Source organism: Pseudomonas sp. 18-147 (genome assembly GCF_051048045.1).
In the GTDB taxonomy this organism is placed as follows: Bacteria; Pseudomonadota; Gammaproteobacteria; order Pseudomonadales; family Pseudomonadaceae; genus Pseudomonas; species Pseudomonas aeruginosa.
On the sequence record NZ_CP182296.1, the window covers coordinates 3,804,081 to 3,828,109 of the forward strand.

Here is a 24,029-nt window from a genome sequence, read left to right on the forward strand (position 1 = left end):
CATGCTTGCTACGGGTCAGTCCTTGTCCGGGATCCCGTGTACCACGCCCGCGGTATTCTCCAGCAGGCTCTTGGTCGCGGTCTGGATGAACGACTCCAGCTTCTTCTGCAGCTCGGCCTGGTCCGGCACTTCCTTGGTGATCACCGCCTTGGCATCGCCGCCCAGCTGGTAATCGTAGACGCGCACGTCACCGTCCTTCGGCCGCACCAGGATGCGGTTGCCGGAGACGATGGCGACGTTCTGCTCGCTGCCCGACGGCTTGATCACGCCGAAGCCCTTGTCGCCTTCCGGCAGGTTCAGCAGGTCGCGGCCCCAGCACTGGTGGACGGTCTCGCCGCCGAGCAGGCCCATGATGGTCGGCACGATGTCGACCTGGGTACCGACGGTCGGCAGGTGGGTACCGAACTTCTCCTGGATGCCGGGGGCGATCAGCAGCAGCGGCACGTTGAAGCGGTGCAGGTCCATCTCGGTGAGCTGCTCGGGGCTGCCGAAGCCATGGTCGCCGACCACCACGAAAAGGGTGTCCTTGTAGTACGGCGACTTCTTCGCCTTCTCGAAGAACTGGCCCAGCGCCCAGTCGGAATAGCGCATGGCGGTCAGGTGCTCGTCGAGCGAACCGTAGCCGGTCACGCGCTCCACCGGCAGGTCCTTCGGCAACGCATAGGGCACGTGGTTGGAGAGGCTCTGCAACAGCGCATAGAACGGCTTGCCGGTGCTCGCCAGCTTGTCCAGTTCCTCGTTGCCACGGGCGAACATGTCCTGGTCGGAGACGCCCCAGGTCGGATCGGAGAACACCGGGTCGACATAGTCGTTGCGGCCGATGAAGGTGGTCATGCCCTGGTTGCTGAAGAAGCCGGACTGGTTGTCCCAGGCGAAATCGCCGTTGTAGACGTAGACGTCCTCGTACTGGCGGGCGCTGAGCAACTGCGGCAGGCCGGAGAACTTGTGGCCGCCCTCCGGGGTTTGCATCAGGTATTCGAAGCCCGGCAGGTTGGGGAAGCAGGCCATGGTGGCGAACATGCCCTGGTGGGTATGGGTGCCGTTGGAGAAGAACTGGGTGAACAGCAGGCCTTCCTTCGACAGCTTGTCGAAATACGGCGTGATGTTGCCCGGCGCGCCCAGGGCGCCGACATAGTGGCCGGCGAAGCTTTCCAGCAGGACCACCACCACGTTGCGGATCGGCAGGGTATTCGCCGCCGGCGGGGTGAACTCGCGGCGCACCGCGGCCTCATCGGCGTCCACCAGCTTGTCGTTGGGGGTCAGCAACATCTGCCGGGTGGTCTCCAGGGCGACCTTGTCGTCCAGGGTGGCCTTCCAGATGTTCGCGCGGTCTTCGGAGAAGCGCTCCTTGGCCGCCTTGACCAGGGTCAGGGTGCCGTTCAGGCCCAACTGGTTGGCGAACATGGACTCGGTGGTGAAGGCATCGCCCCAGCGCAGCGGCGGGCCCTGGCGCAGGGTGCCGCGGGCGGCGAGGACGCAGACCAGCACGCAGAGGAACAGCACCACGCCGCGCACGTACCAGGGCGCGGCAGCGCTCGGCCGGGCGATCACGCTGTCTTCGCGCGGCTTGCGCTGGCTCGGGCGGGTCGCCAGGTCGATGGCCTTGAACACCCGGTACAGCACCCAGGTGGCGAAGGCCCAGGCCAGCAGGTAGCGGACCACCGGGAAGCCGTACCAGAGCATGCTCATGACGGTCTTCGGGTCTTCCGACATGTACTGGAAGACCAGGCTGTTCAGGCGCTGGTGGAACTCGCGGTAGAAGTCCAGTTCGAGTACGCCGAGGAACAGGGTGATGCTGGCGAACAGCGTCAACCATGTACGGAACAGGCCGCGAGCGGCCATCGCGCGTACCGCGAACAACGACAGCACCAGCGGCGCCACGGCATAGACGACGACCCGCAGGTCGAAACGCACGCCGTTGCCGAACGCCTCGAGGAAGGTGCTCGCCGGGGTCGCGCCGATCAGTTCGCGGTTGTAGATCAGCAAGGCCAGGCGCAGCAGGCTGAACATGACCAGCAGCACCAGCGCGCTGAGCGCGGTGAACGCCAGGTGGCTGCGGATGGTGGGCTGGAACAGCCGTGGGGGCGATTGGGTGGTTCGGACTTCCGTTTGGTCCATGTTTACAATTCGCTCTTCTGTCGTTCGATTTCGAGAATGCGGTCCCGCCCCTGCTCGGCCAGCAGGTAGCGGCCGGGCCCGATGGGCAGTAGGGACTGTGCGGAACGCAGGCGCCGTGCGATCACCTGCAGCGGCCCGTCGGGCGGCAGCAGCAAGGCTCGCGCGTTATGCGTCGAGTCCTCGGTGATCCACAGGCCTTCGCTGTCGCACAGCAAAAAGCTCGGTGCATTCAGTCCGTTCAGCACCACCTCGTCCTCGGCCCCCTCATGCAGACGCATGACGTGGCCACGTTTCTTTTCCGTGTAGAAGACGCTTCCGTCCGGGCAGGCGGCCACCCCTTCGGAGCGCTGCAATCCCTCGCGCAGTACCGTCAGTCCGCCGGTCTCCGGGTCGTAGCGGAGAATCCGCCCGTCCAGGTCGCGATCCTCGGCGGCGTACAGGTAGCGGCCGTCGCTGGCGACGCCCTCCACCTGGATGCCGTCGAACAGCGGCCGGGCCTGCTGGGCATGCCACCAGAACACCGGCGAGGCGCCCTGCTCCTGGCTGATCGCGATGCCGTTGCGGAAGCTGGCCATGCCGTCGGGCTTGGACAGCCCGTCGAGCACCGTATCGCGGCTGCCATCGGCGGCGATGCGGAACACCAGGCCCTTGCCGTCCTGCAACTCCTGGCTCACGTAGAGCAGGCCGTCCGGGTCGCGGGCCAGGGCGCTGACGTGGGGAATGTCCTCGAGCACTACCCGGTAGGTCCAGCCGGATACGGTGGCTGCCGGGGCGAAACGCTGCCAGCCGAGGAAGGCCAGGGCGATGAAGAGGACGCTACCGAGCAGGCAGGAGACTACTACGCCGCTCTGGCGCAATCGTTTGGTCAGCATTCGATGCACTCAAGGACAAAACTGCCATTTATAGCCATGGCAACGGAAAAAAGCGCGCAGATTTTCCCGGATCGATTGTGAAAAAAATGTTAGCTGGCAGTAACAGGGGATGTCGGAGCGACGCATGAAAAAGGGCCTTGCGGCCCTTCTTGGTGAAGCGTCAGTCGTTGTCCTGCTTGCCGATGGCCTGCAGCACGTACTGCGGCAGAGCAAACGCGCCCAGGTGGATATCGGCGTTGTAGTAGCGGGTGGCGATGCCGCTGTCGCGGAAGCGCTGGCGCAGCGTTTCCAGCGGAAGGCGACGCAGGCCTTCGCGGGTCGAACCCCAGGCGAAGGTCATGGCGCCGCCGATATAGGTCGGCACCGCCGCCTGGTAGAAATGCCAGTCGGCGAACAGCCCGTCGGTACGTGCGGCGGTGGTGCGCACTTCCTCCAGTTGCATGAACGGCGTGCCGTTCTGGGTGACCAGGATGCCACCCTCGTTCAGGCAGCGCCGGCAGGCCTGGTAGAAGTTCTCGGAGAACAGCACCTCGCCAGGGCCGATCGGGTCGGTGGAGTCGGAGATGATCACGTCGAAGCGTTCTTCCGTGGTAGCCACGAAGCGCATGCCGTCGTCGATCACCAGGTTCAGCCGCGGGTCGTCGAAGGCGCCCTGGGAGTGGTTGGGCAGGAACGCCTTGCACATGTCGACCACGGTGCCGTCGATCTCGACCATGGTGATCCGCTCGACGCTCTTGTGCTTGGCCACCTCGCGCAGCATGCCACCGTCGCCGCCGCCGATGATCAGCACGCGCCGGGCCGCGCCGTGGGCGAGGATCGGCACGTGGGTGAGCATCTCGTGGTAGATGAACTCGTCGGCCTCGGTGGTCTGGATCACTCCATCGAGCGCCATCACCCGGCCCATCCGGGCGTTTTCGAAAATCACCAGGTGCTGGTGCTCGGTGCGCACCTCATGCAGCATGTTGTCGATGCTGAAGCGCTGGCCGTAGCCCTGGTACAGAGTTTCCTGATAATCGCTCATGGGCCGGGATCTCCCTGGTAAGGCTGCAATCTGGCAGCGGGACTTGCCCGCGCCGCGAAGAAAGGCGCGCATTCTACGCTGGCGGCAATGACAGGTCGAACCCCGCCGGCGGATGGCGCCGGCTGCGCCGGACAGGTATCGTCTGCCCATGAGCCAGCCTACCTCTCCCCTCGTCCTGCACCTGCCCTACCAGTCACCCTGGGAATGGCGCCAGTTCCACCAGCATTTCGCCCTGCGCCTGCTCGCCGGTGTCGAAAGCCTGGGTGACGACCACTATGCCCGCAGCTTCCGGGCCAACGGTCGCCCGGCCTGGTTCGAGGTGCGACCGCTGGCGGAACGCCAGGTCCTGGCGCTGAGCCTCAGCCCGTCCGCCCATGCCCTGGCCGCCGAACTCGAGGCACGGGTCCGCCGGATGTTCGACCTGGACAGCGACCCGGCCGCCATCGCCCGGCATTTCGCCGGGGATCCCCTGCTCGGCCCGCTGGTGGCCGCCAATCCGGGACTGCGCCTGCCGGTGGCCTTCGATCCCTTCGAACAGGCGGTGCGCGCCATCGTCGGCCAGCAGGTCACGGTGAAGGCCGCGGTGACCATCACCGGGCGCCTGATCCAGCGCCTCGGCGAGCCGCTGGAAGATCTCGGCTACGACGGCATCAGCCACCTGTTCCCGACGCCCGCCGCGCTGGCGCAAGCCAACCTCGACGGCATCGGCATGCCCGGCAAGCGGGTACAGACGCTGCAACGCTTCGCCGCGGCGATCGCCTCGGGAGAGCTGAGCCTGGACCTGGCGGACGGCCCCGAGGCCCTGGTGGAGCGCCTCTGCGCGTTGCCCGGCATCGGCCCCTGGACCGCCGAATACATAGCCCTGCGTGCCATGGGCGAAGCCGACGCCTTCCCCGCCGCCGACCTCGGCCTGCTGAAATCCACGGTCTGGGGGCCGCAAGGCATCGATGCGCGCAGCCTGAAGGCCCGCGCCGAGGCCTGGCGGCCTTGGCGCGCCTACGCCGCGATCCACCTGTGGAACCACTACGCCGCAGGCGGCTAACGCCGCGGCGGGAGGCTACAGCCTGACGTTGCCGCGCGGGCCGGCGATGGCCCAGATGATCAGGCCGAGCACCGGCAGGACGATGATCACCAGGACCCAGATGATCTTCATCCCGGTTTCCGCAGCGCTTTTCAGGATGTTGACGATGGCCCAGATATCCAGGGCCAGGATGACCAGGCTGATCAGCCCGCTGAGGGTGGAACCCATGGCGCGATGCTCCCGAGCAAGAGTGTTCCCTCAGGATAGCCGGCGCGTTCACTCCACGAGGATGTCGGCGAAGCTGGCCACCGTCGGATGGCCGTCCAGGCTGCCGCCTTCGCGGGCCAGGCCGAGCGTGCGCATGCCCGCGTCGCGCGCGGCATCCAGTTCCTGCACCACGTCGGAAAGGAAAAGGATTTCCGCGGCCGGCAGGCCGATGGCCCCGGCGATCCGCGCATAGGAGGCGCTTTCCCGCTTCGGCCCGCTGGTAGTGTCGAAGTAGCCGGAAAACAGCGAGCCCAGGTCGCCGGCCTCGGAACAGCCGAAGATCAGCTTCTGCGCCTGGATCGAGCCGGAGGAATAGACGTACAGGTCCAGCCCACGGGCCTTCCACTCGCGCAGCGCCTGCACCGCGTCCGGGTAGACGTGGCCCTTCAACTGACCGTCGCGGTAGCCCTGGGCCCAGACCATGCCTTGCAGGGCCTTCAGCGGCGTCACCTTGCGGTCCTCGGCGATCCATTGCAGGAGGATCGCGATCACCCGCTCGACATCGGCGTCCGCCTCACCGCTCTCGGCACGCACCGCCGCCAACTGTGCGGCTACCTCGGTCTCTCCGGCGTGTTCGCGGACGAAGTCCGGCAGGTGCCGGGCGGCATAGGGAAACAGCACGTCGAAAACGAAGCTGACCGCGCTGGTGGTGCCTTCGATGTCGGTGAGGATGGCTTTGATGGTCATGCGGACTCCGGATGAAACCGCCCCCGGCAGGACCGGGGGCGCGGATGGTGACGGATGGGACGGTGCCTCGCTCAGTCTTCCAGCAGGGGGAAGCGGCTGGCGATGTCGTCGCCGGTGAACTGGGCGACCCAGCCCTCCGGGTTGTTGAACAGGCGCACGGCGACGAAATGCGGGTGCTCGCCCATGTCGAACCAGTGGCGGGTGCCGGCCGGCACAGAGATCAGGTCGTTGCGCTCGCAGAGCACGGCGTAGACATGCTCCTCGATATGCAGGACGAACAGGCCGCGCCCGGCGACGAAGAAGCGCACCTCGTCTTCGCCATGGCGGTGCTCGTCGAGGAACTTGGCGCGCAATTCGGCCTTCTGCGGGTGGTCGCTGTTCAGGCTGACCACGTCCACGGTGATGTAGCCGCGCTCGCGCTTGAGCCGCTCGATCTCGTGGGCGTAGGCGGCGATCACCTCGTCCTGGCTGGCGCCGGCGGCGATCGGCGCGGCGGCTTCCCAGCGTTCGAAACGGACGCCGACCTCGGCCAGGGTCGAAGCGATGTCCTCGGCATGGGTCAGCAGCTTCAGCGGCTGCTCCGGCTGGTTCTCGTGATAGACGGTAAGGCTGCTCATCGGCTCAGACTCAGTACTTTCAGTTCACACTCGAACAGAAACTCGAAAGCTTCCACCTGACGCAGGGCATCGCTCATGCGCGCGCCCCAAGTGTACAGCCCGTGGCCGCGGATCAAATACCCCGGGCAGTGCGGATGCGCCTCCAGCCAGGGCTGCACGCGGCTGGCCAGGCGGGCGATGTCCTGGTCGTTGTCGAAGATCGGCACCTCGACCTGGCCTTCGTGGGTGGTGACCCCGGCGAAGGCCTTCTGCAGTTCGTAGTCCTGCAGCACCAGGCGGTCGCCGCGGACCAGGCGGGAAAGCACGGTGGCATTCACCGAGTGGGTATGCAGCACCGCGCCGATCGCCGGGTTCCAGGCATACAGCTGGGTGTGCAGGAGGGTCTCCGCCGAGGGTTTCTTGCCCGGTTCCAGGCTGTTGCCGGCCAGGTCGGTGGCCAGCACGTCGTCGAAGCCCAACTGGCCCTTGTGCTTGCCCGAGACGGTGAGCAGCGCGCGCTGTTCGTCCAGGCGCGCGGAGTAGTTGCTGCTGGTTGCCGGCGACCAGCCGCGGCCGTAGAGGAACCGGCCGGCGTCGATGATCTGCTGGGTCAGCTGTTCACGGTTGTCGTTCATGCCCGCACCTCTTGCAAACGGGTACTGATGATAGCGGCTGCCAGCAAGGCTGCCAGGCTGGCGATGGCGAAGGTCCAGGCAGGGCCCAGGCTGTTCCAGCTATAGCCGGAATACAGCGCGCCCAGGGCTCCGCCGGTACCGGCCAGCGCAGCATACAGGGCCTGGCCCTGGCCCTGCTGGCGCGGGCCGAAGCTACGCTGCACGAAATGGATGGCAGCCGCATGAAAACTGCCGAAGGTGGCGGCATGCAGCGTCTGGGCAAAGACCAGCAGCGCCAGGCTGTCGGCCAGGTTGCCGAGAAGCAGCCAGCGCAACGACGCCAGCAGGAAGCTCGCGGCCAGCACCTGGCGCAGGCTGAAGCGTTGCAGCAGGCGTGGCATGGCGAGGAACAACATGACCTCGGCGACCACCCCCAGCGCCCAGAGCAGACCGATCAGCGCCCGGCTGTAGCCCAGCGATTCCAGGTGCAGGGTCAGGAAGGTGTAGTACGGCCCATGGGACAGCTGCATCAGGCACACGCACAGGTAGAACGCCAGCACGCCCGGCTGGCGCAACTGGGCGAGGAAGCCGCCCTCGCCTTCGCGCGGTTCGCGATGGGCCGGCTGGGCATTGGGCACCCACCAGCTGCACAGCACGATGCCGAGCATGATACCCAGCAGCGTCGCCGGGTAGACATCCAGGCTCAGGCGCTCGAACAGCGCGCCGAGACCGACCACGGTGCAGATGAAACCGATCGAGCCCCACAGGCGAATCCGGCTGTAGCTGGCGCTGCGCTCGCGCAGGTGGGCCAGGGTGATGACCTCGAACTGCGGCAGCACGGCGTGCCAGAAGAACGCGTGCAACGCCATCACCAAGGCCAGCCAGGCGTAGCTGTGGCTGACGAAGATCAGCGAGAAGCCCAGCGCCGTGCATACCGCGCCGAAGCGCACGATAGCCAGGCGCTGGCCGCTGCGGTCGCCCAGCCAGCCCCACAGGTTGGGCGCGACGCAACGCATCAGCATGGGAATCGCCACCAGCTCGCCGATGCGCGGGCTGGGGAAGCCCAGGTGATGGAAATACAGGGCGAGGAACGGCGCCGTGGCGCCGAGCAGGCTGAAATAGAAGAAATAGAAGCTGGACAGGCGCCAGTAGGGAACCGCGCTGGTCACGATCCGCCGTTCACCCGTCCCGCATCGCTGCCTGCCACAGCCCTCACAGCTGCGGCAGGACCGGGGTGTCGACGCGCACGTCGGCGTTCTGCCCACGCTGGCGCAGCAACTGGTCGAGCAGGACGATGGCCATCATCGCCTCGGCGATCGGCGTGGCGCGGATGCCGACGCACGGGTCGTGACGGCCCTTGGTGATCATGTCCACCGGCTCGCCGGCGGTATCGATCGAGCGCCCGGGAGTGGTGATGCTGGAGGTCGGCTTCAGCGCCAGGTGGGCGACGATCGGCTGGCCGGAGGAGATCCCGCCGAGGATGCCGCCGGCATTGTTCGACAGGAAGCCTTGCGGGGTCAGTTCGTCGCGGTGCTCGGTGCCGCGCTGGGCGATGCTGGCGAAGCCGGCGCCGATCTCCACGCCCTTCACCGCGTTGATGCTCATCAGCGCATGCGCCAGTTCGGCGTCCAGGCGGTCGAAGATCGGCTCGCCCAGGCCCGGCGGCACGCCTTCGGCAACCACGGTGATCTTCGCCCCGACCGAATCCTGGTCGCGGCGCAATTGGTCCATGTAGGCCTCCAGCTCCGGCACCTTGTCCGGGTCGGGGCTGAAGAAGGCATTCTGCTCGACGCTGTCCCAGCTCCTGAACGGAATCTCGATCGGCCCGAGCTGGCTCATGTAGCCGCGCACCTGGATGCCCAGGCCCGCCAGGTATTTCTTGGCGATAGCCCCGGCGGCCACGCGCATGGCGGTCTCGCGCGCCGAGGAACGGCCGCCGCCGCGGTAGTCGCGCACGCCGTACTTGTGGTGGTAGGTGTAGTCGGCATGGGCCGGGCGGAACAGGTCCTTGATCGCCGAGTAGTCCTTGGACTTCTGGTCGGTGTTGCGGATCAGCAGGCCGATCGGCGTGCCGGTGGTCTTGCCCTCGAACACCCCGGAAAGAATCTCCACCTCGTCGGCTTCCTGGCGCTGGGTGGTGTGCCGGCTGGTGCCGGGCTTGCGCCGGTCGAGGTCGCGTTGCAGGTCCCGGGCGGACAGTTCCAGCCCCGGGGGGCACCCATCGACGATGGCGACCAGCGCCGGGCCGTGGCTTTCGCCTGCGGTGGTGACGGTGAAGAGCTTGCCGTAGGTGTTGCCGGACATGCGAGGCTCCGCGTGAGAACGAGAGGGAAAGACATCGGAGTATACCCGTCAAGGACGGGCCTGCGAACCTTCCCCGGAGGACGCGATCAAAGCGCTATCATCGGCCCATGAAGACCTCCATGCCGCGCGCCCTCCTCGCCCTGTTCTGCCTGCTCGCCAGCCTGGCCCACGCCGCTCCCAACAGCATCCTGCACCGCCCCTACGACCTGGACACCGGGCACGGCGTGCTGCGCGGCTCCTTGCTGCTGCCGCGCAGCGCCGTGCCGCCGCCGGTGGTCCTGCTGGTCGCCGGCTCCGGTCCCACCGACCGCGACGGCAACAACCCCTTCGGCGGCAACAACCGCTACCTACTGCGTCTCGCCGAGGCCCTGGCCGAACGCGGAATCGCCAGCGTGCGCTACGACAAGCGGGGAGTCGCCCGCAGCCTGGCGGCGGCGCCGCGCGAGGAAGACCTCAGCGTCGGCGTCTATGTCGACGACGTGGTCGCCTGGAGCGAGCGGCTGGCCCGCGACCCGCGCTTCTCCCGGCTGATCCTGGTCGGCCATAGCGAAGGCGCGCTGATCGCCAGCCTGGCGGCGCCTCGCACGCCGGCCGAGGAATTGATCGCCATCGCCGGCAGCGGCCAACCCATCGACCGGGTGTTGCGCGAGCAACTGCGCGGTCGCCTGCCGCCGGCGCAACTGCGCCAGGCCGACTCGGTGCTGGCTTCGCTGAAGGCCGGGGAGACCCGCGGCGATATCCCGCCGGCGCTCGCCAACCTGCTCCGCCCCAGCGTGCAGCCGTACCTGATCTCGCTGTTCCGCGAAGACCCGGCCCGCGCGTTCGGCAGCCTGCGCATCCCGACCCTGATCGTCCAGGGCCGCAATGACATCCAGGTCGGCGTCGCCGACGCCGAGGCGCTCCAGCGAGCCAAGCCCGACTCGCAACTGGTGCTCATCGACGGCATGAACCACATCCTGCGGATCGCCCCGAGCACCGGTCTCCAGCAGCTTTCCGCCTACAACGACCCGAACCTGCCGCTGGCCCGGCAACTGGTCGAGGCGGTCAGCCGCTTCATCCTGCGCGGCGCAGAGGCGGAAAAAGGCCGCTGAGCCGCTACAGAAATCGCTTCCCGCGCCGACAAGTTCTGAAAGCCGGCCCGTGAAGGCGGCCGGCCAGAGGATGTCCGATGATCGATAGCGATACCCAACCGGCCGCAGAAGAAGCCGAGAAGAAACCGCCGCACCCCTGGGCCGAACTGGCGCCGGAGCATTTCCGCCTGCTCCGCCTGGCGCCACTGCCCACCGACCGCGCGACCGGCGCCCGCCCCCTGCGCTTCGTCCAGCTCGGCAGGGTCGAACGGCACAGCGCGGACCAGAGCCTGCTGCGCCTGAGCATCCAGGTGCCAGGCCTGATGCTGCGCAAGGAGCAGAACCTGCTGGAGGTCTGGGCCGATCATCGCAACAAGGAAGTGCGTTTCGGTTCGGACGCCGGGCTCAGCCTGGAACCCTTGAACCGCGGGCTGGGCCGTTTCCTGCTGGCCCAGGCGATCGCCTGGGCGCAACGACGCTGGGCCCACTACAAGGTGGAAGGCGGCGCACTAGCGCTGAAGGATGGCCTGACCGAAGACGCACGCCTGCGCCGCGACCATTTCATCCGCGCCCAGGGCTTCGACGTCAGCTATGAGGACCAGCGGTTGCTCAAGGCCCGCTACAGCGCCGGCCGGGTCAGTGAGCTGCACAGCGATTGGCACAAGGACAAGGTGCAGATCGTGCCGCTGCTGGACGCCGCGGCGATGCTGGAACAGGCCGAGCAGACCCTGCAGGCCCAGGATGCTGAGATCCGCCAACTGGAACAGCGCATCAACCACTACCGCCGCGACGACACCAGCCTGCGCTTCACCATCGCCTGCCTGACCGCCTTCGCGGTGTTCCAGGCCGGCCTGCTGATCTGGATCGCCACTCACTGAACCGGCGGCACCAGCCGCCTCCGATCACTTTTCCAAGCGCGAACGGAACAGTTCCCGGTGCTCGCGGCACTGCGCGGCGGACAGCATGAACACCCCGTGGCCGCCGTGCTCGAACTCCAGCCAGGTGAAGTCCACTTCCGGATACAGCACCTGCACATGGACCTCGCTGTTGCCCACCTCGACGATCAGCAGGCCTTTCTCGCTGAGGTGGTCGGCCGCCTCGGCGAGCATCCGTCGCACCAGGTCCAGGCCGTCGTCGCCGCAGGCCAGGCCGAGTTCAGGCTCATGATGGAACTCCGCCGGCATGTCGGCGAAATCCTCGGCATCCACGTAGGGCGGATTGGACACGATCAGGTCGAAGCGCTGGCCGGGAAGCCCGGCGAAACCGTCGCCCTGGACGGTGTAGACCCGCTCGCCGAGGTCGTGGCGCTCGATATTGACGTTGGCCACCTCCAGCGCATCGAAGGACAGGTCGGCGAGCACCACCTCCGCCTGCTCGAACGCATAGGCGCAGGCGATGCCGATGCAGCCGGAACCGGTGCAGAGGTCGAGGATTCGCGCCGGCTCGGCCGGCAGCCAGGGCGCGAAGCGCTGTTCGATAAGTTCGGCGATAGGCGAGCGCGGCACCAGCACGCGTTCGTCGACGCTGAAGGGAATCCCGCAGAACCAGGCTTCGCCCAGCAGGTAGGCCGCCGGAATCCGTTCCTCGATGCGCCGCCGGAGGATCTCCGCCAACTCGGCGCGTTCATCGTCTTCCAGGCGGCAATCCAGGTAGCTGTCAGAAATTTCCCAGGGAAGGTGCAGGGAACCCAGAACCAGGTGGCGCGCCTCGTCCCAGGCATTGTCGGTGCCGTGACCGAAGAACAGGCCGGCGGCGTGGAAACGGCTGACAGCCCAGCGGATGTAGTCGCGCAGGGTGAGCAGACGGGACTCGGACATGACGGAATTGCTCCTCGCAACGCACAAAAGGGCGACATTCTAGCCGATCGCGCCGGAGCTGGCCTCCAGCGCGGGAAGTCCATACCACTTTAGTGCGCATGCGGCAAAGGTTCACAGGCTCGCCGATAGGGGCCAGAATGAAAGGCATGTGCCTTCTCAGGAGTAGTGACATGCCTCATCCGCTCACCCTTTTGCAGATCAGCGGACGCGGCTACCCGCCAGCCCCCCTTCGGCAGAGCACCTTGCTGATCATCGATGCCCAGGAAGAGTACCGCAGCGGCGCCCTGCGCCTGCCAGGCCTCGACGCCGCCGCCGCGGAGATCGGCGTGCTGGTGCAGGCGGCCCGCGCCAGCGGTACGCCCATCGTGCATGTACGCCACCTGGGTATCCAGGGCGGCCTGTTCGATCCGCAAGGGCCGCGCGGCCAGTTCCTCCCGGAACTGCAACCGGAAGCCGGGGAAAAGGTCGTGGAGAAACGCCTGCCCAATGCCTTCTCCGGCACCGAGCTGCACGACCTGCTGCAGAACCACGGCCGTCTCGACCTGATCGTCTGCGGCTTCATGACCCATTCCAGCGTCAGCACCACCGTGCGCGCGGCCAAGGACTACGGCTACCGCTGCACCCTCGCCGATAGCGCCTGCGCCACCCGCGACATACCCACCCTGAACGGCGGGGTCCTGAGCGCCGCGGATCTGCAACGCGCCGAGATCGCCGCCCTCGGCGACAACTTCGCGGCGATCGTCGCCCAGGCCCGGGAACTGCTCTGACCGCCCATCCAGCCGCCCTCCCGTCCCGCCCTGCGGAGGACTAGTCTGCCTGCAGGGCCATGGCTTGCGGCGAGAAGACGAGTGGCGCACGGTTTGCCCACGGCTCCCGGGAATCCGGGAACCCGGCCGGAAGGTTCCGGTCCTAGCCCCGATGACACACGAGGAAGTCGGGATGAAGTTGTCCGATAGTTTCGATGCGCGCCGGCTGCGCCCGCGCCGGCCGAGAGTCTGGCGCTGGCGCCTGGCGGCGGCGTTCGCGGCCCTGGTGGCGAGCCTGGGCGTGCTGCTGTCGCTGGCCGGCACCTCGGCCTTGATCGGCCGCCAGCCGGCTGTCGGCATGCTGCATATCGAACCCGCCGCTGGCGGCGTCTTGCTGGCCCTTGGCCTGCTGTCGCTCTGCCTCGGCGTGTTCTTCTGGCGTTTCAGCCGCCGCCGCAGCCGCCGCAACAGCGACCTGAGCCTGTCGCCGAACCTGATGAAAAAGCGCGACTGAGCGGGCTGCCGGCGTCCGGCCGATCCGGTAAACTGCGCCGCTTCGCGGAGGCTCCCATGCAAGACGACGACTTTTCCCTGTTCAAGAGCGAGATGCGCGGCGTCAAGCGCATCTCGGTCGATCGAGCCGATACCGGCAAACCTCGCAACGACCGCCAGCAACTCAAGCAGCGCCAGCTCAATGCCAGCGTGCGCAACGACGAAATCCGCGTCGATGGCCTGTCCGACCAGTTCGTCATCGACGTCGGCCCCGAGGACGAGCTGTCCTGGGCCCGCGACGGCGTCCAGGAAAGCCAGTTGCGCAAGCTCAAGCAGGGCCTGGTGCCCTTCGACGGTAGCCTCGACCTGCACGGCATGAGCGTGGAGAAGGCCCGGCAGACGCTATGGGACTTCCTTGCCGAGGCCACCCGCCTGGAAATCCGCTGCGTGCGCGTGACCCATGGCAAGGCCGCGCGCAAGGACGGACGCAGCCCGCTGGTGAAAAGCCACGTCAATACCTGGTTGCGCCAGCACCCGCAGGTGCTCGGTTTCACCTCCTGCCTGCCACGCCACGGCGGCACCGGCTCGGTCTACGTGATGCTGCGCAGGACCATGCTCGAAGGCCGCGACGAGTAGCCGGCAAGCGCCGAGTCTTGCCAGCGGCCCGGCGACGTCCTACCCTCCGCGCTGGTAATCGTCTGACTGGAACGCCCATGTCCCTGGAACAACACTACTCCTCGATCCTCACCCAGCTCGGCGAGGACGTTAACCGCGAAGGTCTGCTGGACACGCCCAAGCGTGCCGCCAAGGCCATGAAGTACCTGTGCCGCGGCTACCAACAGAGCCTGGAAGAAGTCGTCAACGGTGCCCTGTTCAGCTCCGACAACAGCGAAATGGTATTGGTCAAGGACATCGAGCTGTACTCGCTCTGCGAGCACCACCTGCTGCCCTTCATCGGCAAGGCCCACGTGGCCTATATCCCGAACGGCAAGGTGCTCGGCCTGTCGAAGGTCGCGCGGATCGTCGACATGTACGCCCGCCGCCTGCAGATCCAGGAGAACATGAGCCGGCAGATCGCCGAGGCGGTCCAGCAGGTCACCGGCGCCCTCGGCGTCGCGGTGGTGATCCAGGCCCAGCACATGTGCATGATGATGCGCGGCGTGGAAAAGCAGAACTCGTCCATGGTCACTTCGGTGATGCTCGGCGAATTCCGCGACAACGCAGCCACCCGCAGCGAATTCCTCAGCCTGATCCGCTGAGGCCAGGTCCGCTGGCGAAAGAACCGGCCCCACTGGGCCGGTTTTGCGTTTCCCTCCCCGGCGATCAGCCGAAGAAGCGCTTCATCGAGCGCGACAACCAACCGCCCTCGCTCTTGTCCTTGACCAGTTCGGACATGCTGTGGCGTACCGCATCCACATATCCGGCGTCGTCGTTGCGGATGTGGTTGAACAGCCAGCGCGAGAGCAAGCCCTTGAGTTCGTCGCCGACATCCTCGCCGGCCTGGAAGCGCACCCGGTATTCGGAGACCCGGCGGATGAACAGCTCGTGGATCTTCTTGTGCGCCCGGGAAAACTGGTAGCCGGCGTCCTCCATCAGGGTTTCCTCGAAGGCGAAGTGCGACAGCGTGTAGTCCACCAGCTCCTCGATCACCTCGGCGATCGCCGCGTGTTCCTTGCCTTGCTGGGCGTCGTGCAGGTGATTGATCATCTCGACGATGCGTTTGTGTTGATTGTCGATGACCTGAATACCGGTATTCAGGTCATCCTGCCAGACCAGATGCGCCATGATGACTTCCCCCAAGCGAACAGCGAACGGCCTTTCCGAACGGCCTGGGGCCAGGGTATTTTTGTGACGCAGTACGGGTATTGACGCCGATCAAGCGGGACAAGATGTTAATGAATTTCGCATGAATTCATTCGCCCCCCTCGCGGCGGCATGCCCGCTCGATCCGCTCGGTTTCGCGCGGCTGAACATCGGCCATCGTCGCCGGAAAGCAGCGTCACCAGTGGTCCCGACAGGACAGGAAGGAAATGAACCTGATCGCGCACGTGGAAATACCGGTGTCCGACCTGGAGAGGGCGATGCGTTTCTACGCCTCGGTGTTCGGAGTGGCGTTCGGCGAGGTAGCCACCCTGCACGGAAGCAGAATGGCGCATTTCCCCTTCGAGGAAGGCCGTGACGGTGCCAGCGGCGCACTCGCCGAGGGCGACGTCTACGTGCCTACGCTACATGGGGCGATCATCTACCTGAATGTCGCGGACCTGGATGCCGTCATTGCCCGGGCCCTCGGCGAAGGCAGCGAAATCCTCTTCCCGAAGACGCCGCTTGGCGACGGCGTGTTCATCGCCGAGATCAGGGACAGCGAAGGCAATCGTATCGCCCTGCAGAGCGCTTGCGGAGAGCGGCCGTAGAGGTCCTGCAAACCGAGCGCCGCCGGCTCAACGGGCAAGAACGCCGGCCAGCCAGGAACGCCGCGCGCCCAGCGCTTCCTGCAATTCGCGGACGCCGATGCAGCGCCGTTCGGGGTCGAGGCTCAGGGCGGTACGCAGCGCCGGCCAGCAGCGCCGAGGCAGGTGTCCGGGCGCGCGCAGCTGGCGCTCCAGCCCCTGCTCCCGGGCCTGGTTCGAGGGCAGGCGGCGGAACGGATGGCGACCGTCGGCCAGTTCGTAGAGGACGCAGGCCAGCGCATACAGGTCGGCCGCCGGCGACAATGGCGCGCCCTCGAGCAGTTCGGGAGCGGCGTAGCCCGGAGTCCAGGCGTCGATGCGGCCCCGGCTGAGCTGCGGCAGGCCATCCAGGATGCCTGCCTGCGCCTGGCCGAGGCCGAAGTCGAAGAGCCGCACGCCCTCTTCGCCGAGCATCACGTTGCTCGGCTTCAGGTCGCCATGCAGTACTCCTTGTTCGTGGACGTAGGCCAGAACATCCAGCAACGGCCGGGCGATCGCGCTCAGCTCGGACCAGGGCAGGCCTTCGGGACGCTCGCAGAGCAGGCGGTCGAGCGGCAGGCCAGGCATGAGTTCCATGACGATGTAGGCGCGCTGGCATGCGGTGTCGACGTCGAAGGTGAACAGACGCACGACGTTCGGATGGCGCAAGCGCCGGGTCAGGGCGAACTCGCTATAGAGCAAGGCGCTGGCGTCGGGTGACTCGGCGACCGACTCGTTGAGCAGCTTCAGCGCTACCAGCGGCGCCGGGTCGCCGAACTGCTCATGGAGCAGGTCCCGGGCACGGTAGACCGTCCCCATGCCGCCGGCGCCGAGCATCCGCTCCAGACGGTAGCGCCCGGAAAGAACGTCCGGCAGCGGACCGGGCAACACCGCCGGCAGGTCCGGCGCCGAGGCGGTCGGGGCGGCGAAGGCGAAATAGGTCAGGTTCGCGCCGCCCTCCTCCTCCGGCAGCAGCTCCAGCGACGACAGCGGTTCGTTCATTGGCGGATCACCACTGCCGTCAGGTTGTCCCGTGCGGCGCCGCTCAGGGCACCGTCGAACAGCCGCTCCACCGCCACCTGCGGCGATGCCAGGCTCAACGCGCGACCCAGCGCATCGGCGCTCAGCTCTTCGTAGAGCCCGTCGCTGCAGAGCAGGAAGACATCACCGGGATGCACCTCCAGTTCCAACACGTCCAGCACCAGTTGTTCGCTAGCGCCGACGGCACGGGTCAGCGCGCGCGCCGAGGGATAGGCGCGGGCCTGCTCGATATCCATCCGCCGTTCGTCGACCAGTCGCTGCAACAGCGAGTGGTCGCGGGACAGCTGGTACAGCCGCTGGCCGCGCCACAGGTAGCAGCGGCTGTCGCCGACCCACACGCAGGCCGCCCGCGAACCCTCCACGACCAGCGCCACCACCGTACTGCCGATGATCCTGTCGCCGCGTTCGGCGCTGAGGGTGAGTTCCTCGCCCAGGCGCCGGTTGAGCCAGTGCAGGCACTGGCGCATCGCGTTCAGGCGCTCGTCGAATCCCGCCCGGGCCGGCAGTTCCGCCAGGCTGGTGACGATCATCCGGCTGGCCAGGTCGCCGGCCTGGTGCCCGCCCATGCCATCGGCGACCGCCCAGAGCCCGCGATCCGGGCAGTCCAGGAAGGCATCCTCGTTGCGCGCGCGGACCTTGCCGCGATCCGTGCGTGCCGCGCTGCGCCAGGGCTCGGTGCGTTGCATCAGAGCTGCACCGGCATGCGGAAGCTGCGCAGGACCGCGAGATCGAACGGATTCGGCGTGCGCTGGGCGAGCAGCAGGTAGTTGGCGCGCAGGCCGCCCAGGTCGGCCTTGAGCACCATCACGTCACGCCCGCTGAGGTACTCGGTCTGCATCAGGTCGAACAGCCTGAACAGCGACCAGGGCCCGGTATTGCGTTCGATTCCTACCGGTCGTCCGGCCATCTTCTCCAGCACCAGGCTGGTGCGGCCGCCGTCGGCGTCGCTGGGCCACTTGAACGACATCGGCACGATCGGGCCGTGGCGGTACTCCATGGACTGACCGTCGAAACGGAACTCGGCGCGGCTGACGCCAGGATCGAGGGTATAGGGCTCCAGGCGGAAGCGCACCTGTGGCTCGGCCGGGTTCTCGGCGAAGAAGCTCTGGCGGATCACCTGGGCCGTGCCCATCTGGTCGAGATAGACCTTGGACATCGGCAGACTGTAACCGTCCACGCTGCGCAGGCGGTAACTGCCCGGGTCGCCGCTGACGAAGGGCCGCATGTAGGTTTCGAAGAAGCGTTCGGCGACGCCCTGCGCCTTGAAGAACTCGCGGAAATCGCTGACCGCGACATCGCTGGCGCTGTGCGCGTTGAACGGGTAGCGCTTGTTGATCGCCTTGCTGTAGAAACCGTACAGCTCGCTCTGGTAGCGCTGGTTGAGGTACAGGTAGGCATCGCCGAGGACCAGCCGCCAGGCGTCTTCGGCCAGCACGCTGAACCATCCGCCGAGCGGTCGCGGCAGTCGCGCGGAGGCGTTGCGCAGGTTGCTCAGGGCATCGCGCTGGCCGCCCATGCGGCTCTTCGCCATGTCGAAAGCCGCCTGCTCCGGCTGGCTGGCGCGCGCCAGTCCGGCGAGTTGCAACTGCAACTCGTTGAGCGCCTGCAACAGCGGGGTGAGGTCGGCCGCCGGGCCGTTGTTATCGTCGAGCAGGCGATGCAGGGGCTCGAAGCGGCGTTGCAGGGACTTCTTCGCGGTATCCGGCAGGTTCTTCGCCAACGCGTCCCTGGCCTTGCCGGCCGCCGCGGCGGCCGCCTTGCCCAGCTTGCCGCCCTTTTCCGCGGCCTTGTCGCTGGCCTCTGCCAGGGCCTCGGCGCTCTCCGCCAGGACCGGGAAACGGGTGTTCTCACGGACCTCCAGCAACAACTGGAGGATCGGCGAGTTGGCGGCGAGCAGCCCGGAAACCTGGTCGGCGCCCTCGCCGGCATCGTTGAACGGCAGCAGGCCCAGGCGTCCGACCGCCTCGCTCCAGAAGTTCGCGTAGTCGCGGAAATACAGCTGCTCGAGTTCGACCATCAGGCGCCGCAGGTCCATGTCGCTGATCCCGCTGCCCTCGCCCAGGACCCAGTTGTCGCGAAGGATGTCGTTGACCAGGCTGGCGCCCTGGACCACGAAGTACTGCTGGTAGCCCTGCTGGGTGTAGAACCCCGGAATCACGTAGTCGGTGCCGACGAACAGACCGGCCTGCGGCCCCAGGTGCTGGCCGAAGCGATACTCGGGCAGGCTTCGCGCCTGTTCGCGCAGCACCCGGTAGACCACGTTGGCCAGGGACTCGCTGCGCAGCACCTGGCGTGCCTGGGCCACCAGGGTCTCGTTCAGCGGATAGCTGAACGGTTGCTCGAGCAGACGGGCGAAATGCGTGTTCAGGCCATTCTGCACGGTGCCGTTGCCGGCATAGCGCTGCGACCAGTCGGTAGCCACCCAGTCCTTGAGCCATCCGTTCTCGCGGCGCTCGCGCAGATTCAGCATCAGGTAGGCCCGCAGGCTGTTGAGCAGGCGTTCGCGATTCTGCATGTTGCCGCGGATCTGCGCTTCGAGCATCCGCGCCACGCGCGGCAGCAGTTGCGTCTCCAGCTCGCGGCGATAGGCCGCGGCCAGCGGCGGGTTGACCTCGTTGCCCTGGTACAGCCCGGCGCGCTCGTGCAGCGAGACTTCCCCTTTGGGCGGAAACACGGTGGTCGCCGCATAGCTGCTATCCAGCGTCTTCAGCGCCGCCATGGCGTCATCGCGCTCGCCAAGCGCCTGGCGCTGCTGGGCCCATTGCTGCGCCAGCTCGCGGACCCGCTCCAGGCGCTCGTGGTTGGCCGAGAAACCGCCAGCCCAGAGCAGGCCGAATAGCAGAAGGAGCGCCAGCGAACCGACGTACAGGGCTCGCTGGCCCCAGTGGATGCGCGTGCGTTCGCGGCGATCGAGACCTGCCAGGTTGGCCTCGGGGAAGATCACCTGGCTCAGCAGGTGATGGATGAAGCGCGAGCGCCCGTTGCGCAGGGTCGGCAGCAGGCCGCTGGCGATCCCCAGGTTGGCGCCGATGCCGGCGGTGTCCTCGTCCAGCTGCTGGGCCAGGTGCGGCGCGCTGGTCAGGTAGAAGCCGCGCAGGCGGCTGGCGCGCTGGTAGCGGTTGCCGGTGAAGGCGAGTTCGACGAACAGGCACAACCGCTCGCCGATCTGGCCAAGCTGGTGCGGGAAGTCGAGGATGCGACCGCGACGCAGGGTATCGCGCTCCTGGTGGATGCGCATGATCACCTGGCTGTTCAGGCGTCGCAGAAGGTCCTCGAACGCCTGGCGCAGGACCGTCACATTGGTGCCGTTCTGCTCCTTGCCGAAGCTGGTGCCCAGAACCTGGTCGCTCTCCTCGCGGCTCAACTGGTCGAAGAACTCGTCGAAGCCGAGCAACTGGTCGGCCTTGCTCAGCACCAGGTAGACCGGCAGATCGAGGTGCAGGGTCTGCTGGATTTCCTGCAGGCGCGCGCGCACCTGGCGAGCCAGCGTATCCAGCGCCATCTCGTCGTCACTGAGCAACGTTTCTACCGGAATCGACACCATCACGCCATTCAGCGGCCGTGCGCGGCGGCGCTTGCGCAACAGGCCGAGCAGGGTCGCCCAGGCGCCCCCGTCGACCTCGCCGTCGGCTTGGGTCAGGTAGCGCCCGGCGGTGTCGATCAGGACGCCGTGGTCGGCGAAGTACCAGTCGCAGTAGCGCGTGCCGGCGGTGTCGCGGGTCAGCTTGCGGTCGATCCGGTTGATCGGGAATTCCAGTCCGGAAAAGTCCAGCAGGCTGGTCTTGCCGCTTCCCTGCGGGCCGATCAGCAGGTACCAGGGCAGCTCGTTGCGCCAGCGCTCGCTGCGACCGCGGTACAGGCTGGAGGTCTTCAGGGTGCGCAAGGCATCCTTGAAGCGGCTGCGCAATTCCTTCTGTTCGTCTTCGATCAGACCGTCGCGGCGCAGGCGCTCCTGGCCCTCGTCGCTGTCCTCGACGGCCTTGCGCCGCACTCCGGCGCGCCAGCTGACGAAGACCATCGCCAGCCCCCAGACCAGGAACATCAGGCTGATGCTCAGCAACCGCGAGGTCGGGCTTTCCCAGAACTTGTAGTCGGCGACCGCCAGCAGCGGCCCGACGAACCACACCAGCAATGCCGCCAGGAGTACCAGCAGCAGCGTCCAGACCCACGTCTTGCGCAGGAAGGCGCCGACTTTCTTGAAGAAGTTTTTCATTTCGCGTCCCTGTGTTTACGAACCGGGCTGTCCTGCCGCAGCATCGAGCGACTGGTAAGGCTGCAGCACCGTGTCGCGTTGTTCGCCGAGAACCCAGGCGAATCCCAAATACATCACCACCAGGCAGACCAGGGTGAACAGCGCCACCATCCACCAGGGCACGATCCGCACCAGGCCGCGACGCTGGTCGCTGAGCCCCTGCCAGTGCGGCGACAGTTCGCGCGGCACGTCGCCGCGCAACTGGCGGATCTGCCGGTAGAGCGCATCGGAAATACCGTCCAGGTCGAGCACGCCGCGAGCCATCACCCGGTACTTGCCCTCGAAGCCGAGGGCCAGGCAGAGGTACATCAGCTCCAGCATCGGCAGATGCTTGACCGGGTTCTTCGACAGCCGGTCGAGCAACTGGAAGAACTTCTCGCCGCCGAAGGTCTCGTTATGGAAGCTACTCAGCAGGCTGATCTTCGACCATTCGCTTTCGTTGCCCCACGGGGTGGTCACCACCGCCTCGTCGACCACCGTGCACAGCACGTAGCGCGCCGCCATGACCTGGCTGTTTTCCACGCCATCCTGCACGGCGCGGAATTCGAAGAGCTTCATGGCGGAGGTCAACCGCTCCTTGAGCGCCGCAAGGTTCTCCAGCACGCTGCTGTGCTTGAGCCGGACCACTTCCGAAAGCAGTTCGGAAGCCGCCGCCACCAGCGGGTTCAGGCTGACGTTGAAGGCCTCGCCCGGACGCAGGCGTGCCGCGTAGATCATCCGCTCCTCGAGCTGCTCGAAGCGCGGCGGTTCGGCGAAATCGGTCAGCGGCCCCTGGGCCGGTACCTGTCCCTGGTGATCGAGGAGGACGGTCTTCTCGTCCTCGTGGTATTCCCTTTCCTTGATCATGTTCAGTTCCTGATGGCCCAGAATTTCAGTTCAAGCTCGGAGAACTCGCCGGATACGTGGAACGCGAAACCGCCGGAGCGCTCCAGCTGGGTCATATCCTCGGCGTTGGGTTCGAGAATGAAATAGGTCTTGTTGGAGTGGAACGGGATCTGCCGCGGCGCCACCGGCAGCGGCTTGACCCGGATCCCCGGCAGGTGCAGGTTGACCAACTGGCGAATGTGCTCGACCGCACCCACCTTGAGATGCGCGGGCAGGCGCTGGCGCAGTTCCTCCGACTCGCAATTGGCACTGGCGGCGAGCACGAACGAGGCGCTGCCGAGCAGCTTGTGGTCGTGCAGGGGCGAGACCAGGATGCCGTACTGGCGGGCCTGGAGAGGCAGTTCGATGGCATGCTGCTCGAGCACCATCGACAGGACCTGGCGAATCGCCTCCATCAGCCTGCGGAAGCTGGCGCCCTGGTCGCTGTGCTGGTAACGGCTGTCCAGGCGCGGACGCTTGCTCTCGCTGCCGAAGGTGGCGAGGTCGCCGAGCATGGTCAGCAGCACCCGGTACAACTGCTCCGGATGCACCTGCTCCAATCCCAGGTAGTGGCGCAGCAGCAACTCGGTGCGATTGATCAGTTGCAGCATCATGAAATCGCCGACCTCCGCGCCGCCGACCTTGCCATTGGACCGGATACGCTCGGCGATGGTGTCGCCGCGATGGCCGAGCATGCTAATCACCTCCTTCAGGCAGGACAGCAGGTAGGCGGATGCGTGGGCATGGAGGTAGCTCGGCACGAAGTCGGGGTCGAGGCTGATCACCCCGTCCGGCGTGGTATCCAGCACCACCGCCACCTTCAGTTTGACGTAGGCCTGGTCGCTCTGCTGCTCGCCGAGCAGCAGGCGAAAATCCGGCCGCGCGCAGCTGACCTGCACCATGGAATCCTCGCCGGCGTTGGAGTCCGCCACCTCCAGATCGTAGGCGGTATAGCGCGCCAGGACCTCGGCCTGCTCCGGCCGGCGCGCCTCGATGTGGTTACCGGTGACCAGCGGCAGGGCCAGGTAGATCGGCACGTTCGAGGTATTGGGCGGCACGTCGAGGGCGAGCGGCTCGGTGTTGCCGCCGAGTTCGAACAGGCTGCCGTCGGGCAGTACGCCGGAGGCCTGGCTGATCACCAGCTTGCCCATGTTGAGGAACTGGCGGTCCAGCTCCAGGGCGAGGAAGCCCCAGTTGTAGCTGCCCAGCAACTGGGTCCGGGCCTTCATCTGGTTGTCGTAGTAGCGGTCGTTGTGTTGCAGATGCTGCGGGCGCAGCAGCATGCCTTCCTGCCAGACGATCTTGTGCACGTTCATCGCGCGTCACCCGCCTTGCCGAGCAGTTCGCCGGCATTCAGGATGCCCTTCCGGCCCAGCTTCAGCTCTACCCGGGTCAGCTCTTTCGCCGTGACCGGCACCACGTAGCGCCAGCTTGCCTCGCCGAGATCGCGGTAGGCGGCGAGCACGCCCACGTAGCGGCTCCCCTCCTCCACGCTGAGCTTGAGTTCGACCCGCTCGCCGGGCCGCAGCTCCAGCTCCTCGCTGGTCACCAGGTCGGGGTCCAGGGTCTCCTTGGGACGTTCGTAGAGGCTGAAGAAGTCGGCGTTCTCGAACGCCACCGGGTGCTTCAGCTCGAACAGCCGCACTACCACCGGCGACGGCCGGCCATTGAGGTCGGGATTGACCCGCTCGCCGGCGCTCAGGGCGAGGTCGAGCTTGGTCAGTCTGGAATACGGCGACAGCGTGGAACAGCCGGCCAGCAGCGCCAGGACGGCGAGCATGGCCAGCGCCCTGGCTGGCGGAATCGGGCGACGAGACATGG

At 66.8% G+C, this 24,029-nt stretch carries 25 protein-coding genes; 8 read left to right on the forward strand and 17 right to left on the reverse strand.

The window, feature by feature from the left end:
* Positions 1-15: 15 nt before the first annotated feature.
* From ACM0M4_RS18015 to speE, 3 genes are all read right to left on the reverse strand, one after another.
* Positions 16-2,118, reverse strand: a complete 2,103-nt coding sequence (locus ACM0M4_RS18015; RefSeq protein WP_003103200.1) for an LTA synthase family protein — start codon at positions 2,116-2,118, stop codon at positions 16-18.
* 2 nt (positions 2,119-2,120) lie between these two features.
* Positions 2,121-2,990, reverse strand: a complete 870-nt coding sequence (locus tag ACM0M4_RS18020) for a YncE family protein (RefSeq protein WP_031756912.1) — start codon at positions 2,988-2,990, stop codon at positions 2,121-2,123.
* A gap of 160 nt (positions 2,991-3,150) precedes the next feature.
* Positions 3,151-4,011, reverse strand: coding sequence for a polyamine aminopropyltransferase (speE, locus tag ACM0M4_RS18025; protein ID WP_003120347.1), 861 nt, complete (start codon positions 4,009-4,011; stop codon positions 3,151-3,153).
* A gap of 148 nt (positions 4,012-4,159) precedes the next feature.
* Between speE and ACM0M4_RS18030 the strand changes: the two genes are divergently transcribed.
* Positions 4,160-5,053 (forward strand): DNA-3-methyladenine glycosylase family protein, encoded by an 894-nt coding sequence (locus ACM0M4_RS18030; protein ID WP_003449989.1) that lies wholly within the window; start codon positions 4,160-4,162, stop codon positions 5,051-5,053.
* Positions 5,054-5,068: 15 nt separating this feature from the next.
* Here the strand turns inward: ACM0M4_RS18030 and ACM0M4_RS18035 are convergent, their stop codons facing one another.
* The 6 genes from ACM0M4_RS18035 to aroC all read right to left on the reverse strand — a co-directional run bounded on the left by ACM0M4_RS18035 (position 5,069) and on the right by aroC (position 9,500).
* A complete protein-coding gene (locus ACM0M4_RS18035; protein ID WP_003103184.1) occupies positions 5,069-5,260 on the reverse strand; it encodes a PLDc N-terminal domain-containing protein in 192 nt (63 codons plus the stop codon).
* Positions 5,261-5,308: 48 nt separating this feature from the next.
* Positions 5,309-5,986 carry an acireductone synthase gene (mtnC, locus tag ACM0M4_RS18040; protein ID WP_012614299.1) on the reverse strand — a complete coding sequence of 226 codons (678 nt, stop codon included), beginning with the start codon at positions 5,984-5,986 and terminating at the stop codon, positions 5,309-5,311.
* A 71-nt stretch (positions 5,987-6,057) separates the two neighbouring features.
* The gene (locus tag ACM0M4_RS18045) at positions 6,058-6,603 is read right to left on the reverse strand and encodes a 1,2-dihydroxy-3-keto-5-methylthiopentene dioxygenase (RefSeq protein WP_003087656.1); all 546 of its coding nucleotides are present in this window, start codon (positions 6,601-6,603) and stop codon (positions 6,058-6,060) included.
* Positions 6,600-7,217, reverse strand: a complete 618-nt coding sequence (locus ACM0M4_RS18050; RefSeq protein ID WP_003103182.1) for a methylthioribulose 1-phosphate dehydratase — start codon at positions 7,215-7,217, stop codon at positions 6,600-6,602. Before ACM0M4_RS18050 ends, ACM0M4_RS18045 begins: the two co-directional genes overlap by 4 nt.
* A complete protein-coding gene (locus tag ACM0M4_RS18055; protein WP_003087654.1) occupies positions 7,214-8,365 on the reverse strand; it encodes an MFS transporter in 1,152 nt (383 codons plus the stop codon). Before ACM0M4_RS18055 ends, ACM0M4_RS18050 begins: the two co-directional genes overlap by 4 nt.
* A gap of 43 nt (positions 8,366-8,408) precedes the next feature.
* Positions 8,409-9,500 carry a chorismate synthase gene (aroC, locus tag ACM0M4_RS18060; protein WP_003087653.1) on the reverse strand — a complete coding sequence of 364 codons (1,092 nt, stop codon included), beginning with the start codon at positions 9,498-9,500 and terminating at the stop codon, positions 8,409-8,411.
* 107 nt (positions 9,501-9,607) lie between these two features.
* Here aroC and ACM0M4_RS18065 point away from each other — a divergent pair, with 107 nt between their 5' ends.
* Positions 9,608-10,591 carry an alpha/beta hydrolase gene (locus ACM0M4_RS18065; RefSeq protein WP_004342835.1) on the forward strand — a complete coding sequence of 328 codons (984 nt, stop codon included), beginning with the start codon at positions 9,608-9,610 and terminating at the stop codon, positions 10,589-10,591.
* A gap of 77 nt (positions 10,592-10,668) precedes the next feature.
* Positions 10,669-11,448, forward strand: coding sequence for a hypothetical protein (locus ACM0M4_RS18070; protein WP_003087649.1), 780 nt, complete (start codon positions 10,669-10,671; stop codon positions 11,446-11,448).
* Between the two features lie 24 nt (positions 11,449-11,472).
* Here ACM0M4_RS18070 and prmB read toward each other — a convergent pair whose 3' ends face one another.
* Complete coding sequence (gene prmB, locus ACM0M4_RS18075) at positions 11,473-12,387, reverse strand: 50S ribosomal protein L3 N(5)-glutamine methyltransferase (protein WP_031643022.1); 915 nt, start codon at positions 12,385-12,387, stop codon at positions 11,473-11,475.
* Between the two features lie 170 nt (positions 12,388-12,557).
* Between prmB and ACM0M4_RS18080 the strand changes: the two genes are divergently transcribed.
* The 4 genes from ACM0M4_RS18080 to folE all read left to right on the forward strand — a co-directional run bounded on the left by ACM0M4_RS18080 (position 12,558) and on the right by folE (position 14,884).
* Positions 12,558-13,154 carry a cysteine hydrolase family protein gene (locus tag ACM0M4_RS18080; RefSeq protein WP_003103179.1) on the forward strand — a complete coding sequence of 199 codons (597 nt, stop codon included), beginning with the start codon at positions 12,558-12,560 and terminating at the stop codon, positions 13,152-13,154.
* A gap of 172 nt (positions 13,155-13,326) precedes the next feature.
* Complete coding sequence (locus ACM0M4_RS18085) at positions 13,327-13,647, forward strand: hypothetical protein (RefSeq protein ID WP_003087644.1); 321 nt, start codon at positions 13,327-13,329, stop codon at positions 13,645-13,647.
* A gap of 56 nt (positions 13,648-13,703) precedes the next feature.
* Positions 13,704-14,261 carry a Smr/MutS family protein gene (locus ACM0M4_RS18090; protein ID WP_003087642.1) on the forward strand — a complete coding sequence of 186 codons (558 nt, stop codon included), beginning with the start codon at positions 13,704-13,706 and terminating at the stop codon, positions 14,259-14,261.
* A 77-nt stretch (positions 14,262-14,338) separates the two neighbouring features.
* Positions 14,339-14,884, forward strand: coding sequence for a GTP cyclohydrolase I FolE (gene folE / locus ACM0M4_RS18095; RefSeq protein ID WP_003087639.1), 546 nt, complete (start codon positions 14,339-14,341; stop codon positions 14,882-14,884).
* 64 nt (positions 14,885-14,948) lie between these two features.
* On the opposite strand, the gene ACM0M4_RS18100 is transcribed toward folE, so the two are convergent.
* Positions 14,949-15,410, reverse strand: a complete 462-nt coding sequence (locus ACM0M4_RS18100; protein ID WP_003087637.1) for a bacteriohemerythrin — start codon at positions 15,408-15,410, stop codon at positions 14,949-14,951.
* A 245-nt stretch (positions 15,411-15,655) separates the two neighbouring features.
* On the opposite strand from ACM0M4_RS18100, the gene ACM0M4_RS18105 reads away from it, so the two are divergent.
* Entirely contained in the window at positions 15,656-16,036 is a 381-nt protein-coding gene (locus ACM0M4_RS18105) for a VOC family protein (RefSeq protein WP_003114616.1), read from the forward strand.
* 27 nt (positions 16,037-16,063) lie between these two features.
* Here the strand turns inward: ACM0M4_RS18105 and ACM0M4_RS18110 are convergent, their stop codons facing one another.
* From ACM0M4_RS18110 to tssJ, 6 genes are read right to left on the reverse strand one after another with little or no spacing between them, the layout of a single operon-like run.
* Entirely contained in the window at positions 16,064-17,053 is a 990-nt protein-coding gene (locus ACM0M4_RS18110) for a serine/threonine-protein kinase (RefSeq protein ID WP_003097784.1), read from the reverse strand.
* Positions 17,050-17,778, reverse strand: coding sequence for a PP2C family protein-serine/threonine phosphatase (locus ACM0M4_RS18115; protein WP_003087627.1), 729 nt, complete (start codon positions 17,776-17,778; stop codon positions 17,050-17,052). The genes ACM0M4_RS18110 and ACM0M4_RS18115 overlap by 4 nt, the downstream gene beginning before the upstream one ends.
* Entirely contained in the window at positions 17,778-21,305 is a 3,528-nt protein-coding gene (gene tssM, locus ACM0M4_RS18120; protein WP_054375959.1) for a type VI secretion system membrane subunit TssM, read from the reverse strand. Before tssM ends, ACM0M4_RS18115 begins: the two co-directional genes overlap by 1 nt.
* A 15-nt stretch (positions 21,306-21,320) precedes the next feature.
* Positions 21,321-22,190, reverse strand: coding sequence for a type IVB secretion system protein IcmH/DotU (gene icmH / locus ACM0M4_RS18125; RefSeq protein ID WP_221345409.1), 870 nt, complete (start codon positions 22,188-22,190; stop codon positions 21,321-21,323).
* 2 nt (positions 22,191-22,192) lie between these two features.
* Positions 22,193-23,524 carry a type VI secretion system baseplate subunit TssK gene (tssK, locus tag ACM0M4_RS18130; protein ID WP_003087620.1) on the reverse strand — a complete coding sequence of 444 codons (1,332 nt, stop codon included), beginning with the start codon at positions 23,522-23,524 and terminating at the stop codon, positions 22,193-22,195.
* Positions 23,521-24,027 carry a type VI secretion system lipoprotein TssJ gene (tssJ, locus tag ACM0M4_RS18135; RefSeq protein WP_003110438.1) on the reverse strand — a complete coding sequence of 169 codons (507 nt, stop codon included), beginning with the start codon at positions 24,025-24,027 and terminating at the stop codon, positions 23,521-23,523. The genes tssK and tssJ overlap by 4 nt, the downstream gene beginning before the upstream one ends.
* Between the last annotated feature and the right edge of the window lie 2 nt (positions 24,028-24,029).

Coding starts and splice junctions, on each gene's coding strand:
- ACM0M4_RS18015 (WP_003103200.1), bottom strand. CDS start 2,118: ATGGACCAAACGGAAGTCCGAACCACCCAATCGCCCCCACGGCTGTTC.
- ACM0M4_RS18020 (WP_031756912.1), bottom strand. CDS start 2,990: ATGCTGACCAAACGATTGCGCCAGAGCGGCGTAGTAGTCTCCTGCCTG.
- speE (WP_003120347.1), bottom strand. CDS start 4,011: ATGAGCGATTATCAGGAAACTCTGTACCAGGGCTACGGCCAGCGCTTC.
- ACM0M4_RS18030 (WP_003449989.1), top strand. CDS start 4,160: ATGAGCCAGCCTACCTCTCCCCTCGTCCTGCACCTGCCCTACCAGTCA.
- ACM0M4_RS18035 (WP_003103184.1), bottom strand. CDS start 5,260: ATGGGTTCCACCCTCAGCGGGCTGATCAGCCTGGTCATCCTGGCCCTG.
- mtnC (WP_012614299.1), bottom strand. CDS start 5,986: ATGACCATCAAAGCCATCCTCACCGACATCGAAGGCACCACCAGCGCG.
- ACM0M4_RS18045 (WP_003087656.1), bottom strand. CDS start 6,603: ATGAGCAGCCTTACCGTCTATCACGAGAACCAGCCGGAGCAGCCGCTG.
- ACM0M4_RS18050 (WP_003103182.1), bottom strand. CDS start 7,217: ATGAACGACAACCGTGAACAGCTGACCCAGCAGATCATCGACGCCGGC.
- aroC (WP_003087653.1), bottom strand. CDS start 9,500: ATGTCCGGCAACACCTACGGCAAGCTCTTCACCGTCACCACCGCAGGC.
- ACM0M4_RS18065 (WP_004342835.1), top strand. CDS start 9,608: ATGAAGACCTCCATGCCGCGCGCCCTCCTCGCCCTGTTCTGCCTGCTC.
- ACM0M4_RS18070 (WP_003087649.1), top strand. CDS start 10,669: ATGATCGATAGCGATACCCAACCGGCCGCAGAAGAAGCCGAGAAGAAA.
- prmB (WP_031643022.1), bottom strand. CDS start 12,387: ATGTCCGAGTCCCGTCTGCTCACCCTGCGCGACTACATCCGCTGGGCT.
- ACM0M4_RS18080 (WP_003103179.1), top strand. CDS start 12,558: ATGCCTCATCCGCTCACCCTTTTGCAGATCAGCGGACGCGGCTACCCG.
- ACM0M4_RS18085 (WP_003087644.1), top strand. CDS start 13,327: ATGAAGTTGTCCGATAGTTTCGATGCGCGCCGGCTGCGCCCGCGCCGG.
- ACM0M4_RS18090 (WP_003087642.1), top strand. CDS start 13,704: ATGCAAGACGACGACTTTTCCCTGTTCAAGAGCGAGATGCGCGGCGTC.
- folE (WP_003087639.1), top strand. CDS start 14,339: ATGTCCCTGGAACAACACTACTCCTCGATCCTCACCCAGCTCGGCGAG.
- ACM0M4_RS18100 (WP_003087637.1), bottom strand. CDS start 15,410: ATGGCGCATCTGGTCTGGCAGGATGACCTGAATACCGGTATTCAGGTC.
- ACM0M4_RS18105 (WP_003114616.1), top strand. CDS start 15,656: ATGAACCTGATCGCGCACGTGGAAATACCGGTGTCCGACCTGGAGAGG.
- ACM0M4_RS18110 (WP_003097784.1), bottom strand. CDS start 17,053: ATGAACGAACCGCTGTCGTCGCTGGAGCTGCTGCCGGAGGAGGAGGGC.
- ACM0M4_RS18115 (WP_003087627.1), bottom strand. CDS start 17,778: ATGCAACGCACCGAGCCCTGGCGCAGCGCGGCACGCACGGATCGCGGC.
- tssM (WP_054375959.1), bottom strand. CDS start 21,305: ATGAAAAACTTCTTCAAGAAAGTCGGCGCCTTCCTGCGCAAGACGTGG.
- icmH (WP_221345409.1), bottom strand. CDS start 22,190: ATGATCAAGGAAAGGGAATACCACGAGGACGAGAAGACCGTCCTCCTC.
- tssK (WP_003087620.1), bottom strand. CDS start 23,524: ATGAACGTGCACAAGATCGTCTGGCAGGAAGGCATGCTGCTGCGCCCG.
- tssJ (WP_003110438.1), bottom strand. CDS start 24,027: ATGTCTCGTCGCCCGATTCCGCCAGCCAGGGCGCTGGCCATGCTCGCC.